The sequence below is a fragment of the Aurantivibrio plasticivorans genome (assembly GCF_055392955.1).
Window position 1 is genome coordinate 2,641,679 of sequence record NZ_AP036020.1, and the last position, 15,946, is coordinate 2,657,624.

At 46.3% G+C, this 15,946-nt stretch carries 16 protein-coding genes; 3 read left to right on the forward strand and 13 right to left on the reverse strand.

What is annotated here, in order from left to right; translation table 11 throughout:
- Positions 1 to 36: 36 nt before the first annotated feature.
- The 3 genes from ACZ5NB_RS11890 to ACZ5NB_RS11900 form a co-directional block, all read right to left on the reverse strand.
- Complete coding sequence (locus ACZ5NB_RS11890; RefSeq protein ID WP_460233834.1) at positions 37 to 1,383, reverse strand: CE1 family esterase; 1,347 nt, start codon at positions 1,381 to 1,383, stop codon at positions 37 to 39.
- A gap of 673 nt (positions 1,384 to 2,056) precedes the next feature.
- Positions 2,057 to 2,788: an SDR family NAD(P)-dependent oxidoreductase gene (locus ACZ5NB_RS11895; protein WP_460233835.1), complete on the reverse strand. Its 732-nt coding sequence runs from the start codon at positions 2,786 to 2,788 to the stop codon at positions 2,057 to 2,059.
- Positions 2,785 to 3,282, reverse strand: a complete 498-nt coding sequence (locus tag ACZ5NB_RS11900) for a thiol-disulfide oxidoreductase DCC family protein (protein WP_460233836.1) — start codon at positions 3,280 to 3,282, stop codon at positions 2,785 to 2,787. Before ACZ5NB_RS11900 ends, ACZ5NB_RS11895 begins: the two co-directional genes overlap by 4 nt.
- A gap of 305 nt (positions 3,283 to 3,587) precedes the next feature.
- Between ACZ5NB_RS11900 and ACZ5NB_RS11905 the strand changes: the two genes are divergently transcribed.
- Together ACZ5NB_RS11905 and ACZ5NB_RS11910 are read left to right on the forward strand one after the other, a co-directional pair.
- Complete coding sequence (locus ACZ5NB_RS11905; protein WP_460233837.1) at positions 3,588 to 3,947, forward strand: c-type cytochrome; 360 nt, start codon at positions 3,588 to 3,590, stop codon at positions 3,945 to 3,947.
- Between the two features lie 124 nt (positions 3,948 to 4,071).
- The gene (locus ACZ5NB_RS11910; RefSeq protein WP_464107547.1) at positions 4,072 to 4,704 is read left to right on the forward strand and encodes a flavin reductase family protein; all 633 of its coding nucleotides are present in this window, start codon (positions 4,072 to 4,074) and stop codon (positions 4,702 to 4,704) included.
- Positions 4,705 to 4,911: 207 nt separating this feature from the next.
- Here the strand turns inward: ACZ5NB_RS11910 and aroC are convergent, their stop codons facing one another.
- Together aroC and prmB are read right to left on the reverse strand one after the other, a co-directional pair.
- A complete protein-coding gene (gene aroC, locus ACZ5NB_RS11915; protein WP_460233840.1) occupies positions 4,912 to 6,009 on the reverse strand; it encodes a chorismate synthase in 1,098 nt (365 codons plus the stop codon).
- 142 nt (positions 6,010 to 6,151) lie between these two features.
- Entirely contained in the window at positions 6,152 to 7,051 is a 900-nt protein-coding gene (prmB, locus tag ACZ5NB_RS11920) for a 50S ribosomal protein L3 N(5)-glutamine methyltransferase (protein WP_460233841.1), read from the reverse strand.
- 154 nt (positions 7,052 to 7,205) lie between these two features.
- On the opposite strand from prmB, the gene folE reads away from it, so the two are divergent.
- On the forward strand, positions 7,206 to 7,748 hold the full coding sequence (gene folE / locus ACZ5NB_RS11925; RefSeq protein ID WP_460233842.1) for a GTP cyclohydrolase I FolE: 543 nt from the start codon (positions 7,206 to 7,208) through the stop codon (positions 7,746 to 7,748).
- A 64-nt stretch (positions 7,749 to 7,812) separates the two neighbouring features.
- Here the strand turns inward: folE and ACZ5NB_RS11930 are convergent, their stop codons facing one another.
- The 8 genes from ACZ5NB_RS11930 to ACZ5NB_RS11965 form a co-directional block, all read right to left on the reverse strand.
- A complete protein-coding gene (locus ACZ5NB_RS11930; protein WP_460233843.1) occupies positions 7,813 to 8,772 on the reverse strand; it encodes a DUF4892 domain-containing protein in 960 nt (319 codons plus the stop codon).
- Between the two features lie 28 nt (positions 8,773 to 8,800).
- Positions 8,801 to 9,661 (reverse strand): alpha/beta fold hydrolase, encoded by an 861-nt coding sequence (locus tag ACZ5NB_RS11935; RefSeq protein WP_460233844.1) that lies wholly within the window; start codon positions 9,659 to 9,661, stop codon positions 8,801 to 8,803.
- Positions 9,662 to 9,705: 44 nt separating this feature from the next.
- The gene (sixA, locus tag ACZ5NB_RS11940; RefSeq protein WP_460233845.1) at positions 9,706 to 10,155 is read right to left on the reverse strand and encodes a phosphohistidine phosphatase SixA; all 450 of its coding nucleotides are present in this window, start codon (positions 10,153 to 10,155) and stop codon (positions 9,706 to 9,708) included.
- 12 nt (positions 10,156 to 10,167) lie between these two features.
- Positions 10,168 to 11,187, reverse strand: coding sequence for an NAD(P)H-dependent glycerol-3-phosphate dehydrogenase (locus tag ACZ5NB_RS11945; protein WP_460233846.1), 1,020 nt, complete (start codon positions 11,185 to 11,187; stop codon positions 10,168 to 10,170).
- A 156-nt stretch (positions 11,188 to 11,343) separates the two neighbouring features.
- Positions 11,344 to 13,260 (reverse strand): molecular chaperone HtpG, encoded by a 1,917-nt coding sequence (gene htpG, locus ACZ5NB_RS11950; RefSeq protein ID WP_460233847.1) that lies wholly within the window; start codon positions 13,258 to 13,260, stop codon positions 11,344 to 11,346.
- A 196-nt stretch (positions 13,261 to 13,456) separates the two neighbouring features.
- Positions 13,457 to 13,927, reverse strand: coding sequence for a PaaI family thioesterase (locus tag ACZ5NB_RS11955; protein ID WP_460233848.1), 471 nt, complete (start codon positions 13,925 to 13,927; stop codon positions 13,457 to 13,459).
- Entirely contained in the window at positions 13,924 to 14,421 is a 498-nt protein-coding gene (locus tag ACZ5NB_RS11960) for a PaaI family thioesterase (protein ID WP_460233849.1), read from the reverse strand. Before ACZ5NB_RS11960 ends, ACZ5NB_RS11955 begins: the two co-directional genes overlap by 4 nt.
- 55 nt (positions 14,422 to 14,476) lie before the next feature.
- Positions 14,477 to 15,838 (reverse strand): acyltransferase family protein, encoded by a 1,362-nt coding sequence (locus tag ACZ5NB_RS11965; protein ID WP_460233850.1) that lies wholly within the window; start codon positions 15,836 to 15,838, stop codon positions 14,477 to 14,479.
- Positions 15,839 to 15,946 lie beyond the last annotated feature (108 nt).

Below are 15,946 nucleotides of genomic sequence, written 5' to 3' on the forward strand. Positions count from 1 at the left end.
GGTAGAGCACTACATTCGAGGCGGTTAAATCAAATATTATTCGAGTGACTGCGTTTTTAAGAAATCCCAGGCCTCCCCGGCATCCCAGCCCGAGTGTCCACCAAAACGCTCAGTACACAAGACTACCTCAACACCACCATCGCAGTTATGATGAAGGTCGCACGAAGAAGACATACTTGTTGTTGAACTACAGTTATTAATATCACCCCATTCATTAAAAGTCTCTTCAGCACCCAAAAAATGAATAGGATCTAAATTGTAACCTGTCGGTGGCGTCGATCTTCCGCCATCAAAAGGCACAATAAAATCGAATCGGCCTCGCGACATATACACCGAGATTGGCCGAATTGGATTACATGCCGCTTCTTCAACGAGATCGAATGCGGCTGGCGCTACGGCGGCAACCATATCAGCCGCGTCACAGGCCAAATAATGCGATAAGCCTCCGCCATTCGAGTACCCCATAGCATACACACGGGATTCATCGATACAACCGTTTGCAGAAATATCCTCAACCACTTGGCGGGCAAAACCCACATCATCGACAGATCGCGATTCTGTACAGCAAGGACCGAAATTCCACGCGTTATCGATGCCATCAGGGTAAGCAACAATGAAACCCTCTTGCTCTGATAAGCTGTTGGTCCCCGAATTATCGCGCTGATAATCTGCATCAGCAGAGAGCGGATGAAAGTCCAAAACTAATGGAACAGGCGTTTGTCCATTGTAAGAACGAGGCACATTCAATATATAAGAACGACGAGTACCATCCACATACAGTGTCCTATTCGTCTCACCTGGTGAAAGGCTATTTGCACTACAATTACCGGGGTCTCCAGGATCACCCGGGTCTCCATTCTCGCTTTCTATCGTGACGTTTGAGATAGTGTAAGACTCAAAATAGCTACTCGCATTTAATGAAAACTGTAAATACAGTTGCGAGCCATTTGCCGGAATGTCATAACTGACAGCGCCGGATCCACTTCGCACCGATTCTAGATCGGTAAAGTTAACACCATTAAAAGAGTAACGCGCTACAGCAGTTTCGCCTGCATCCAGCCCAGACATTGAGCGACTATAACTTATTGTCACTGCATCGACGTCGCCAATAGTAATGGCTGAAGATACTATCGAGCTAGACGCCCCTCCACGCAAGCGAACGCCATAACTACCCGTCGTCACTCGACCGGCATCAGAAAAAATGCCTAAACCCGAAGAAAAATCATGCTCATACACAACCTCCTGCGCGACGACGGAGATTGATGCAAATCCAACTGTAGCAAGCACCACCGTTTTGAGAGATTGAACGACGTGGAGAGATATATTTTCGAGCAAGACATGTAGTCCATGCCCTATTTGCAAATTAAATGGTAATAATTTCATAGATCAAATCCTTGTTTTTATTTTTTATACAATCGTAGGAACAGCGCTTAGAGTGTTATATCAAACACCTACGATTTTTAGATTGTATGTCTTACATATATTCTTAACAACGTAGAAAATATATTTAGACGACATTCATTCAGAACATTTTTGAAGATCGAATAGCTATTTTTAAGTGAATATTTGTAATTAAATTATAAGGAGAACACCAGAAACCAAATTAGTATTTCATGTGTTTTTCATGACACATGATTCATGTTTCGTTTGGTCAGAAAATCTCTAAGCTACCCCGCGCCAACTAACTTTTTAATCAAAAAAATGAAATCGACTTAGACATTTTCCCCATTCGAAAATAGTGAATGGGCATAATTTTTTCGAACAACATCTGAACTGAAAACGATGTTGTGATAACCCCCCCTAACAAGCAGCCCTCATCAGAATAAATTGCAACGCTAACCACTCGATCAGTAGCGCTTATAACGTTTTACTTATATAGCCATTGCAAGTTTGCGGCGGGATAGCCAGAGACGACTAGGCGAAAGCGTTCAAAATATATCAGATATAATCACCAACTTTCGCTCACCAGGAAACTTGGGTTTTCAATCTGAAGCGTAGGTAATATTCGAAGAAAGTTAGACGCGGTGAGTATTCGACTGCAGTGTTGAAACGCTGATTACCACTCGACAGAATTACCCTGCCAATCCTTAAAAAATAGGTTAGTACTGTTTGGTAACTGAGCAATGACAGAAAAAAGTCTTTCCGCGGTAAAGCGTGGCGAAAAGAGTTTGCCATCAGGGACGTTTTTCTGAAAAGGTTTTGACAAGAATGAGTCTGTGGTTCCCGGATGGTACAACAAAAACGTTGTGTTAGGCGCGATACGAGCAAACTCAATAGACGCCGTCTTAATCCCCATATTTAACGCCGCTTTAGACATTCGATAGCTATACCACCCGCCTAACTCATTATCTGCAATACTACCAATACGAGCGCTTAGGATAGTCACGATACAATCTGTGCCACGCTTCAATAGCGGTTGTAGATATTTCACCCAAAGCAGTGGAATAAACGCGTTCACCTCCATAACGGACAATAGTGACGCTCGCTGAAGAGCTTGGACGCGTTTTTCAGGATTGATATCTTCAGCATGAAGAATGCCATTAGTGATAAAAACGTCGGTTAACTCTATAGATCGGTACGCAAGATCGGCCGTCAATGCCTGAATGGCATTCTCCGTGTAATCACAGTGAAGCCACTCGATGCGTTGTTGATATTCCTGCGGAATACTAGTTTCTTTGAATTTCTTACGAGAAACCGCAATGACACGGTGTTTTTCTGATAATTCCAAATAGTGTTGAATAATAGCACTGGCAATAGCGCCAGAAGCACCGATCACAATTGCGTTCATTTCAACGAGCCCTGTGTTTTTTGGGGCTCACTCTGCTCGGAAGATTGAGGGTTGAGATCAATAGCCTGAGAACAATCGATGCAATGATCTGAACGCTCATTTTCAAGACGAGATTTACCGGTCAATATTAGCGCGATGGTATGTCTATGTCGGGCAAATACTGCATATGCTGCCAAAGCAATCGGACGAAACCATTTCCATGTTAACGGTTTAACCCACCGCCCCTTCCCGACAGATTCCCATATAACATAGGTAGCATCGACTCCTCGAAACACCTCGCCATCACTTATTTTGACATATAGCGACGCCATCGCATCGTTCATTTCGATACTGGGAAATGCTCGCATCTGAACAGTATCGTTTAGATCGATAAAGTGTATTACCTTTCGCGTATCCCATTTTGCCAACAGGCTAATCTCTCTCGCGCATAGCGGGCAGGCCCCATCGAAAAACATTTGAAAAGTATGTCGCCTATTATCCGGGTGGTTTGTCATAGATGCTCTCTAGGAATTCCATCGTTTGATTCTGCCTACATTTCTATCGTCTAAGCAACCTTCTACTTAATGAGGGCCTGCTTAATGACGCCGCCAAGGCAACCTTGGCTCTAGTCTCTGTCATACGTCACGTACGCCATATGGGATCAATACTTTCGTCGCAAGCGAGAGACAAAGGTTTCAAGTAGCTGGAGCTAGCCATCCTGTCTTCTCGCACAGCAATCCAAAATGCTAACGCTTGCGTACCACCGCACAAGTAATTCATTCAACGACACCGCCTTCATCTAGAAAACTGGAGCAATCATATGCCTTCAAAGACAACTAAATCAGGACTAAAACAGGTAGCTCACTCAACACTCAACGCAACCATTTGCTTACCTGTAAGCATCGTTTCCGCATTGACCTTTGCGGCACCGACCTTCGCTATAGACCCACCGCAAAAAGAAAGTACTTGCCAAGCATGCCACGGCGCAAAGGGTGCTGCGCCAATCATGGAGTCATACCCAAAGCTTAACGGACAAAACCAAGCCTACCTGGTTCAAGCGTTAAATGACTATAAAAATGGAAAGAGATCCGGCCCTTTAGCCGCCATTATGTCGGGCCAAGCGGCGATGCTCAGCGAAGAGGAAATTAAAGCACTAGCAGAATATTATGCAGCACAATAGCGCGCGACAGCGCTGCTTCCGCATTCTGAAACCTTAGATGGAAACTTAGATAGTATACTCAACGGGACAAGTTGCTGGTTGCTGTACTGTCGCTATCTACACTTCTATTTTTATCGAGCATAATGTGAAATACGATCAAGATTCTCTCAAGCAAATGGACAAGCGTCATCGGGCGCGATTTATCAATAGCGTTATCGGCACAAAGCCCGCTCTCATGGTTGGCAGCCAAAACGCTCATGGCCAAAGTAATTTAGCCATCATGTCTTCGGCGTTTCATTTAGGTGCGGACCCAGCGTTAATTGGATTGATCATTCGTCCCAGCGAAAGCCCGCGACATACGTTTAACAATATTCTGGAAACGGGATGTTTTACACTTAACCATATCACCGCTGATATCGTGGAGGCGGCGCACCAAACGTCTGCCCGCTATCCTGAGGGGGAATGCGAATTCGACGCAGTCGGCTTAGAAAAAGAATTCCTAGATGGATTTACAGCGCCTTTCGTTGCTCAAGCGCCGATAAAACTGGGGGTAACGTTGGTCGAACATCAATTGCTCGCAGTGAATAAAACGCATTTGATAATCGGCGAGATACAGCTACTGGATGTACCAGAAAACGCCGTCAATCACGACGGCTTTGTCGATATCATTGCAACGGGTACCGTTGCCGTTACTGGTTTAGATCACTATGTACAACCGACATCACTAAAACGATTAAGTTACGCGAAGGTAGATCGTTGGCCGGAGGAAATTCAATGAGCATTGCATCAGTGTTGTAATCTCGTCGAGATAAAACTAGCAACGGGGAGATGCAACGACCCAGGTGCTTTCAATATAGAAAGCACTAAATCAACAGACCAAGAGTATTAGACGCGATACGTAGCAATAGAAGACATAACTTCGGACGTAACAATAGACATAACAACAGACATAACAACAGTCTGTCGCACGACTACGCTATCAGAATTAATTATTAGCCGGTACAACAGGAACGCCACTGTCCACGCCAGCATTTTGACCCCGGTGACGTAGAACATGATCCAGTAATACAATGGCCATCATAGCTTCTGCAATCGGCGTTGCGCGAATACCCACGCAAGGATCATGACGCCCTTTGGTAATAACATCTATCGATTCACCTTGGCTGTTAATACTTTTACCCGGGAGGCGAATACTTGACGTAGGCTTCATCGCAATATGCGCAACGATGTCTTGGCCGCTGGAGATTCCACCAAGAATACCGCCTGCATTGTTGCTTAAAAAACCTTGCGGCGTAATTTCATCGCGATGCTCAGTGCCTTTCTGTACAACTGACTCAAATCCAGCACCGATCTCGATACCTTTGACCGCATTAATACTCATTAGCGCGTGAGCAAGATCTGCATCGAGGCGATCAAAAATTGGTTCACCTAAGCCAACGGGCACACCTTTGGCAACCACGCTGATCTTAGCGCCAATAGAATTACCCTCTTTATTCAACGCCGCCATGAACTCTTCCATCTCGGCCACTTTTGACTGATCTGGGCAAAAGAACGGATTGTTCTCAATCTCATCCCAATCGATATGATCTATAGCGATAGGCCCTAGTTGCGATAGATAGCCACGTACTTCAATGCCATAGCTTTGCTGTAAATATTTTTTTGCAATGGCCCCAGCCGCTACACGCATTGCCGTTTCGCGAGCTGACGATCGACCACCACCACGGTAGTCGCGGATCCCGTATTTATGTTGGTAGGTGTAATCAGCGTGGGCGGGACGAAATGTATCTTTGATATTACTGTAGTCTTTTGAACGCTGATCGGTATTTTCAATTAACAAACCAATCGGAGTGCCTGTCGTTTTGCCTTCAAACACCCCCGACAAAATTCGTACCTGATCCTCTTCACGACGCTGCGTGGTAAAGCGTGATTGTCCCGGCTTGCGACGGTCGAGATCGCGTTGCAAGTCTTCTTCGCAAAGCGCCATTCCCGGAGGACAGCCATCCACGATACAGCCTAATGCCAAGCCATGGCTCTCGCCGAAGGTGGTGACAGTGAAGAGTTTCCCAATGGTGTTTCCAGACATACCGACGAATACCTAATTCTATATTTTTTCAATTTTTTAGCGCCAATAAGCGCTCTATGCGATCAGCAAGTATACCACTATTTATAGGCAGTATTTTGATCGAGTTCCCTCAACCAAAGGCAATACCGCTATACCGACCTTGCTAAACCCTGCCCCGCAGTTCCGCAGCGCTGAGGACAAACACCCCGTGACCACCGTTCTCGAATTCGACCCAAGTAAAAGGGATGTGTGGATAAGCATTTTCTAATGCCTCCCAACTATTCCCTACTTCAACCACCAATAGTCCATTTTCTGAGAGATGGTTCGGCGCTTCCGTCAACAATCGTCGAGTAAAATCTAAACCATCAAATCCGCTAGCCAAGCCCAACTCAGGCTCCGCATGGTATTCCGCGGGCATGCTTGCGAGGTCACTAGCATCAACATACGGTGGGTTCGCAACAATTAAGTCATAGACCTCACCTTCGACACCCGAAAATAAATCGCCTTCAACCACCCGCACCCGGTCCTGAACACCATGAGCGTACATATTGTGTTCCGCCACACCCAAGGCAGCACGGGAAATATCAGATAGATCCACCTCAGCGTCAGGAAACGCCAACGCACAACATATACCTATGCAGCCACTGCCAGTGCATAGATCCAAAATTCGCTGTGGCTCGTCCAGCAGCCAGGGAGCAAAATATTGAGCGATCAATTCCGCAATAGGTGAGCGAGGAACCAGAACGTCGCTATTAACCGTAAACGGCAAACCAGCGAAATAGGCCTTGCCAGTAATGTAGGCGGCCGGAATACGCTCATTGATACGACGCTGAAATATGGCTATCAACCCCGATACCTGCTCATCAGTTAACGCGTTATTTAACACGCCTTCATCCACATCCCAAGGCAACTTCAAATACCACAGCGCCAGATACACTGCCTCATCCCAGGCATTATCGGTACCGTGTCCATAATAAAGTTCAGCCGCATCGAAGTGCTCAACTGCCGCATTGAGCAGTTCCCCTAAGGTGGCCGATTTGGGCCAAGGAGTATGTGACGGCATAAAACAACCCCGTATTTAAGTCGATATCTCACGCGAGGTGGGCAAACTATCACCCACGGCTGCAAAGTCAAAGGGTTTTTACAAGGCGCAACGCTTTAGCCATTCGAGTAGCGAGCATGGTAAACTGCGCGACCTGTTAGAAGAGGAATTGTGAATGAAAGACGAGTACGCCAAGATTATCGATGCCATCGGCGAAGATTTAACACGCCCTGGCTTGGCCGACACACCTACACGTGCAGCAGAGGCGATGAAATACTTGACCCGAGGCTACAACCAAACGATCGATGAAGTCGTCAACGATGCCCTTTTCCCATCAGAGTCCAACGAAATGGTACTGGTTAAAGACATCGAGTTGTACTCACTGTGTGAGCATCATTTACTGCCTTTTATTGGCAAGGCCCATGTCGCTTACTTACCTAACGGCAAGGTCCTAGGGCTGTCTAAAATTGCGCGAATCGTTGATATGTTTGCGCGTCGATTACAAATCCAAGAACAGCTGACAATGGACATTGCCAAAACCATCGAATCTGTGACGGGCGCCACTGGCGTTGGTGTAATAATTGAAGCCAAGCATATGTGTATGATGATGCGCGGCGTTGAAAAACAAAACTCTCAGATGTCTACGTCGGCAATGCTAGGCGCGTTCCAGACCAATCCAAGTACGCGTACCGAGTTCTTATCATTGTTGAAAAACTAACGCTTCATCCCTATTGTCCGACATGAAAAAGGCGCTTAATTAGCGCCTTTTTCGTTTGTTATTTCTATTCACCACGCACAATTTCAATTCGCACACTGCGACGGCCCGTGGCATCACTATCATAGCCTTTACGCATTGGCGCTAAGCTGCCGATACCATGTGGGTCTAGCCTATCACCCGAGATACCCTTCTCGTGCAGCAGCTCGCGAAGCTGTTTCGCGTAACCCAACGACTCAGACAACTGCGCGACATGTGGATCATCACTATATACGTGGCCCACAATACGAACCTTCATAAAACGCTGTATACGCAGCGCCGCAACCAACGCATCAAGGTGGGCGGGCTCGACCGCTAGCTCACCGTTATTTGCCGTAAGACCAGAAACAATATAAAAGCCATCCTCCAAGAGTTGTTGACTGATGGTTTTAGGGTCCGGCGCTAATGCTTCATTCGCTGATTTATTTGTCATCACCAGCTCGAGGTGTGCAAATACGCGTTTATTCCCTCGAGCAACCGCATAGACTATGACGTAATTTAAATGCTGATCAACATCAACAATCTCATAGACTCCATAATATTGATTGCTATCTAAACCATATAATTCTTTGATAGAAAAAACCTGGTTCGCCCAGGCGTTGCTGGTGCCGCAATCTCTCGCCTCACATAAGTACAATGCTCGAGCATTGATATTCAATAAACTTTTACGATAGAAGTTAAATACCTCTTTCGCAGAGTGGCCAGAAGGAACCTGCGCAGTCCGGCGGAGTAGTTCACCTTCAACTCGAATTTCTCGATCAGGCGACCAGAAACCTCTGATTTTTTTGACTTTACCTAGTGCAACCGAATAATCGACAACCTCCCGTTCCTGTTCATTGGTCACCTCGGCACGGGGGAACAAATCAACGGCTGACAAAATGTCATCACGACTCTGCTCAGCCTGTGCAATGCCACACCATAGGAGCATGATTGCAAAGCCAAGCAAAAGCTTGGGAGTAATTAATGTAATATGCTGAGCGATTTTCATAATAGTGTCACTCTAGCTTTTCTTAAGCCTATTGAGAGAACAGTTGATTAAAACAGTCTGCGACAGCGGGCGCTGCGTCTTCCATATGTAAATGGTGAGATCCCGGTATGTGTGTTGCTTCGATGAACGGGTATTGCTCAGCGATACCCTCTAGGCGGTCGCGCAGCATAGGCATACCATTTTCAGCAATAATCAAACGCGTTTTTGCCGTAATACGTTGATAAAACGCATGTGCTGCTTCTTCAGATAAACGTACGCAGGACGCCCCTTTAAGCTGAGGGTCATTGCTCCATGTGTAGCCGCCTTCGACCTCGCGAAGGCCGTGCTCTACCAACTGTTTAGCCGCTTCATAACTCAACGGGATTTGCCCACGTTGACGGACAACAACGGCCGTTTCAATGTCCGGGTATACAGCAAACCCTCGACTTCGGTGACGCTGTAAATCAATAATTGATTGCGCCAACTGGGTCGGGGAATCTTCCATCTTTGTGGTCGACGGTTTAAAACCATCAATCAATGCTAGATGGCTAATACGCTCCGGAAACGTACCCGCAGCAAGCGCACTAATAATAGCCCCGCGAGAATGTCCCATCAGCGCAAACTCTTGCCAGTGGAGCTGATCCGCAATCTGAAAAACTTCTGTGACGTCTTGGACAATGGGGTATGACATTCCTACTTGACGATGTCCACTCAGACCATGCCCAGCCATATCAATCGCGATAAAGTGAACACCTTTTAACATCGGTGCCAATTTATTAAAACTCGCACAGTTATCGAGCCAACCGTGCAAAGCTAATACCGGTAGGTCACCCGGCTGCCCCCACTCTTTGGCGGCGATGGTAATACCGCCTAAGTCAAAGGAAATTTCTTGTGCATCTGATACGGCCATAAATAACGTGACTTAAATAAATACGAAAAAAGAGCAGGAATGGATTAGCGCAACCAATTCAGGTCGCCCAAACCCATAGCGATAGGATCAAGATCGATACTGGCCAGAGCAGCTGTAGCCATTGAATAATAGCCTGGAGGCTGCCCTGTAAAACCATTGACGAGTTCACCCACTAACGGTTGATGGCTGACTAAAAGGACATTACTTAGATCGCGTGACTCCAATAAACGGATAACTCCATCCACATTGCCGTCAGGCGTGATTAGCTCGGTGGTTTCGATAGGTCGATCACCCAGTACTTCTAATGCGATTTTTGCGGTTTGTTGAGCACGAACATAGGGGCTGACGTACACTTGTCTCACCGCTTGGAGTTCTTTGGCAGACTTTCGAACAACCGCCGCAACTTCAGCTTCACCACGTGGTGTTAAGCGTCTAGCGGCGTCAGTCGCTGCACTCGCTTCCGCCTCCCCGTGGCGCAGAATAAATAAATTCACGCGAACACCTCTTTAAATCGCGCTATTAAATTCAACATCGTGATTCTGATCACCCAGCATCAGCTGGCCCATCACTTCACGAATTGAGCGCTTGTCAAATAAAACTGCATAAAGCCCCGACACTAAAGGCATATAAACGGACAACTCATCAGCTTTATCTTTTACCAATTTAACCGTATTGACGCCTTCAACCGCTTGACCAATAGACTGCATTGCGTGGTCGACATCATCCCCATTACCAACCGCATAGCCAAGTCGGTAGTTACGGCTGAGATCGGAGGTACAGGTTAAAATTAAATCCCCAACACCCGATAAGCCAAGAAAAGTCATCGGGTTTGCGCCGAGCTTGACTGCCATACGACTCATTTCCGCGAGACTGCGAGTCAATAGCATCGCGATACTGTTTTGCCCAACACCAAGTGCGACCGCCATGCCCGCCACGATCGCATACATATTTTTCATTGCGCCACCCAGCTCAACACCATAACGGTCATCGTTTATGTAGACCTTGAACGTATCCGAACTAAGGATCGTCGGCACCATACTGGTAATATCATCATACTCACTGGCGATTACTGTCCCCGTGAGGTGCTTTTGAATAATCTCCTTAGCGAAGTTTGGCCCGCTCAGCACACCAATGGGGACACCAGGCATTTCTTCTTCAAGGATTTGACTCATCAACTTGAAACTAGCCGCCTCAATACCCTTAGTCGTACTAATGACTTTAGCGCCGTTGCACAACAATGGCGCGACCCGTTGAGCAATCTCTCTAAAAGAGCTACTGGGCACACTGATAAAAACAACATCGCTTTGCGAGACTACTTCATTGAAGTTAGAGGTCACCATCAAGTTGGGATGTAGCTTATAGCCAGGGAGGTACTCGGGGTTTTCCCGATTTGCCTGACAATTTGCCGCCCTCTCTATATCTCGCATCCACAAATAGGTTTTGTAGCCATTCGTGGCAATAATATTGGCAATAGCCGTACCAAAGCTTCCACCACCGAGTACTGCAACTGTATGGGGGATATTCATTATTATTCCTTATTAGAGGCTCCAGTTGGGGTAGGATAAACCGCAGATACTCTAAACGCAAAACTACTAACACAACAATACAATCCGCGACCAAACAACAAAAAAGGCCAGGCGGATGCCTGGCCTTTTCATTCCTGCACGTCGATCAACCAATGCCTAATTTGCTAGCTCTAACAACAATTTGTTCAATCGTTGCACATAAGTGCCGGGGTCTTCGAGCTGGCCACCTTCGGCAAGCTGAGCTTGGTCGAATAAAATGTTGGCTAAATCCTTGAAACGATCTTCATCCGGCTCTTGGTCAAGTTTAGTCACCAACGGGTGTTCAGGGTTTAGCTCCAGCGTCGGTTTACTTTCGGGCACTGCTTGACCAGCAGCTTCCATGATCTTACGCATTTGCAAACCCATGTCACCTTCTGCAAGTGCCAAACACGCAGGTGATTCGGTGAGACGATGTGTTAAACGTACTTTCTCAACGCGATCATCCAACGCTTTTTGCGCGCGTTCAATAAGTCCCTCAAGTTGCTTTTCAACTTCCTCCTGCTTTTTCTTGTCTTCTTCGCTATCCAAATCACCGAGGTCAAGCTCACCTTTACTGACATCCTGGAATGCTTTGCCTTCATACTCATGTAAGCTACCAAACATCCATTCGTCTACCCGGTCCGCTAGCAACAGCACTTCAATGCCTTTTTTGCGGAATACCTCAAGATGAGGGCTATTTTTAGCAGTGTTGAAATTTTCCGCAGCGACGTAATAAATTTTGTCCTGCCCTTCTTGCATACGACCAATGTAGTCATCAAGCGATTGATCCTGATCCGCTTTATTGGTGTGAGTCGTCGAAAAGCGTAGTAGTTTTGCAATTTTTTCTCGATTACTAAAATCTTCTGCTGGTCCCTCTTTCAACACTTGGCCGAATTGCTTCCAAAATGCTTGATACTGCTCTGGCTCCTTCTTAGCCAACTTCTCAAGCATATCCAAGACACGCTTTGTAAGCGCTGAGCGCATGGAGTCGATATTGGGGTCTTTTTGTAGAATTTCGCGGGAGACATTTAGCGATAAATCGTTCGAGTCAACGACACCTTTAACGAAGCGTAAATACAGTGGTAGAAACTGTTCAGCTTCATCCATGATAAACGTACGCTGCACGTAAAGTTTTAGACCTCTAGCGCCATCTCGATTATAGAGATCAAAGGGAGCACGTTCAGGTATAAATAACAGGCTGGTGTAGTCGAGCTTACCTTCGACTCGATTATGGCTCCAAGTCAGCGGGTCACTAAAATCATGCGAAATGTGCTTATAAAATTCTTTGTACTCGTCATCTTTGACGTCACTACGAGAGCGAGTCCACAGCGCGGTCGCTTTGTTAACCGTCTCGATTTCTGGCTCCGCATCTTCCTTGGGCTCTTCACCTTCAGGAGTAGGTAGCGGGTCTTTTTTCATCTCAATTGGTAACGAAATATGATCAGAATATTTTTTGATAATGGAGCGTAAACGCCAACCATCAGCAAATTCCTCTTCACCGGCCTTTAAATGCAAGACGATTGATGTACCACGCTCTTCCCGAGTGATGTTTTCGATAGAGTATTCCGCATCGCCCTCACTTTCCCAATGAACACCTTCTGATACATCAACACCAGCCTTACGCGTAAACACTTCAACACGATCAGCAACAATAAATGCCGAGTAAAAGCCTACGCCAAACTGGCCGATTAAATTGGAGTCTTTCTTTTGATCGCCGGTCAGCTTACCAAGAAAATCGGCAGTGCCAGATTTGGCGATGGTGCCTAGATTGGTAATCACTTCATCTCGTGTCATACCAATGCCGTTGTCGCTAATAGAAACCGTTTTGGCATCCTTATCAAATTCAATACGGATTTTTAGCTCTGGGGCTGATTCATAAAGAGCGCCATTCTCGAGCGCTTCAAATCGCAGCTTATCCGCCGCATCTGATGCGTTTGAGACAAGCTCACGAAGAAATATCTCTTTGTTCGAATACAAAGAGTGAATCATCAATTGCAGTAGTTGTTTGGCCTCTGTTTCAAAGCCGCGAGTTTCCTTAAGAGCTTCGGCACCCATAGAATTCTCCTGAAAGCTGCTGCACCGATGGCTAGATTTAGCACTCAGCACAGGTGGATACAATGACACCACGCAGCTGATGGAGCGGTAACGCCGCTACGCCAGCTGAGTGAACAAATAAAGTGCTTGGAAAGATGGGGCCAAGTTGAAAAATTTCAACAGCCGTTAATCAAAGAATTGACCGGAGAAGGAGGAATCACGACAACAGATAGTGTGCTCTTGCGGTAGCCGTTACATTCGACGAGTTTTGCTGCCATACACGAACACCAACATTGGCCATTTTTCGACCTTGCCTAACCACTTCGCAAGTCGCGAATGTGTCGACATAACGACAGGCCCGAACGTAGTCGACGGAAAAATCGACAACTTTCGGCACCTTGGGAGGCTGAGTCGTACACTTTTGGTCGTAGGACATCAGCAAATAGATGATAGCCGACATACTCATAAAACCGGCGATAGCGCCGCCATGAATCGCCGGCAGCGATGGGTTGCCGATATTGGTTTTAACCGGGGGCAGTTTAAATTGCCAGTCACCTTCTACCCGTTCAACCACCATGCCAAGCTGTTGAGCGTAGGGTAAGGCGGAGACGAGTATCTGCGCATTGTTCTGCTCGCGCGACTGCTGGTACAGCAAATCAAATTGCGTCTGTGGCTTAATCTCGCTCACGCCTGGCCTCCGTGCTCGACAACGCGTTTAACATTATCAGGGGAGGTATCGATAATCGGTTTATCGATTGGCGTAAAATTTACCAACGCTCGCGCAACCGGCCGCTCGGTATCACCTTGGTGAACAGAGCAGCGGGTAAAGATGACTGTATCAGTGTGGCGGTAGACTTCTGCTTCACAAATCAGTGGCAAGTTGGCCTCGGGCAACCCCATATGGTCAACACGTAGGTCTAGCGTGGGGCTAAAGGAAATATTTTCTTTGACTGTGGCCGAGGCTAACGCACAACAAGTATCCAGAAGTGCCATCATTGCACCATCGGCCACAATCCCGGTATCAGGGTTGCCGATTAACAATTCGTTGTACGGCATCTCCATCTTGGCAGTGCCGTAGTCCAGCTGCAAATTGGTAAAGCCGAGCAAATTGAAATGGTTTTCTTCTTTGTTTTCCATTCTTTTGGCAAAAAACTGCCGGAATTCGTCAATGGTGATAGACACGCAGAACCTCAACTATAACGACAACAAACACTGCTCTATAAAGAGTAGACCAGGGTTAGGCTTTTTCCTCTGCCACTTCCAGTGTTGACGGAGCTACCTGGAGAGATTGCTGTTTTTCTACTTTGGGTATTTCTCCTCGAGAACGCATGTTGATAAATGGCTTTTCAACAAAGATGTGAGTGAATAACGAGAAAGGCAAAGTTAATGCAACCGTCCAAAAGAAGAGAAGGAACACCTCATACGTCTGAACTTCTACGATCGCATGGCGGTCGGTTGTCCAGAAGGTCAACACGGCTGCGATAACAATGAAGGGAAAATGAAACAAGTAGATCGGAAAAATTAATTGCGCCACAGGGTGCCAAATTTTCCAAGACAGCATCCAGTCGAGCCAACGTGCAGGGCCACTCCCCACTAGCGCCATCACAATAAGAATGGAAAGCCCCAATGAATAGACGTAGCGATCAGCTACCAGGAACCAAAAATTAATAGATACACTAAAGTCATCGAAGAATGGATGGTATTTGTTGTCCATCGGCAATGCCATGGATCCAACTAACAATACCGTGCCTAATAGGGTTAAAAACGCACTTAATGCTACGTGACGCCTAAAATATATCTTTAGTTCATGGCCGTAATAGTGATAGATGTACGCGACAACCATTCCTAAGAAAAACGTGCCCATTCTCACATCGATATCATAATACAGCAGATTAGCTAGCTTCGATCCAAAGTCGCTATCGTAAATAATTTGATAAAAAGGCGTTTCGTACACTTCCGGGTCATGAGCTACAACCCAGTACCGCCACACAAACGCAATGACGCACAAACCAATCAAAAATGCTAAGTGATGTTTAAACTTGTACATTGCCAAGACCAAAAACGGCAGTACAAAATAAAAATGCATTTGCACATCAAGAGACCAACCCACAGGAATGACATGGCGCTCTCCAGGAATGTAGTTACTCATAAAAATGAGGTTCGACCAAAGATGGCCTAAGTTGTCTTTGTCGGTTGGTAAATATATTAGAAGCGCGATAATAAAAAGCGGCATAACGCGTTTGAGGCGTTTTATATAAAACTGCTTTATTTGCAACGTGCCAGTGCGATCAAACTCCCGAAAGAATGTGTAGCTCACCAGCAAGCCACACATAACAAATAGCGGATCAGAGCCCTGCGACTGCCACATCCAGCCCAAATAACGCGGAAATTCAGTAATAAATTTGTCAATTAGCGCTTCGTTTTTATCAAACAACACGACGATGCCGAATAACACATGAAACATGACCATCAGCAACACAGTAATCGCTCGCACACCATCCAATGTCGCGTGGCGATCGTGCATTCGCATGAGGACTTCTTTAGCATCTTGCGCTGGATTAAGCGCTTCGCGGTACCGTGACCAGAAAGAATCAGACATAATGCAATCACAACCTTGGTATCAACTAGCTGCACCCAGCTTCAGGGACGCATAATAACGATAACGTGAGCCCTCTGGCTCATCGGCGCGATATTATGCCATAGAGAT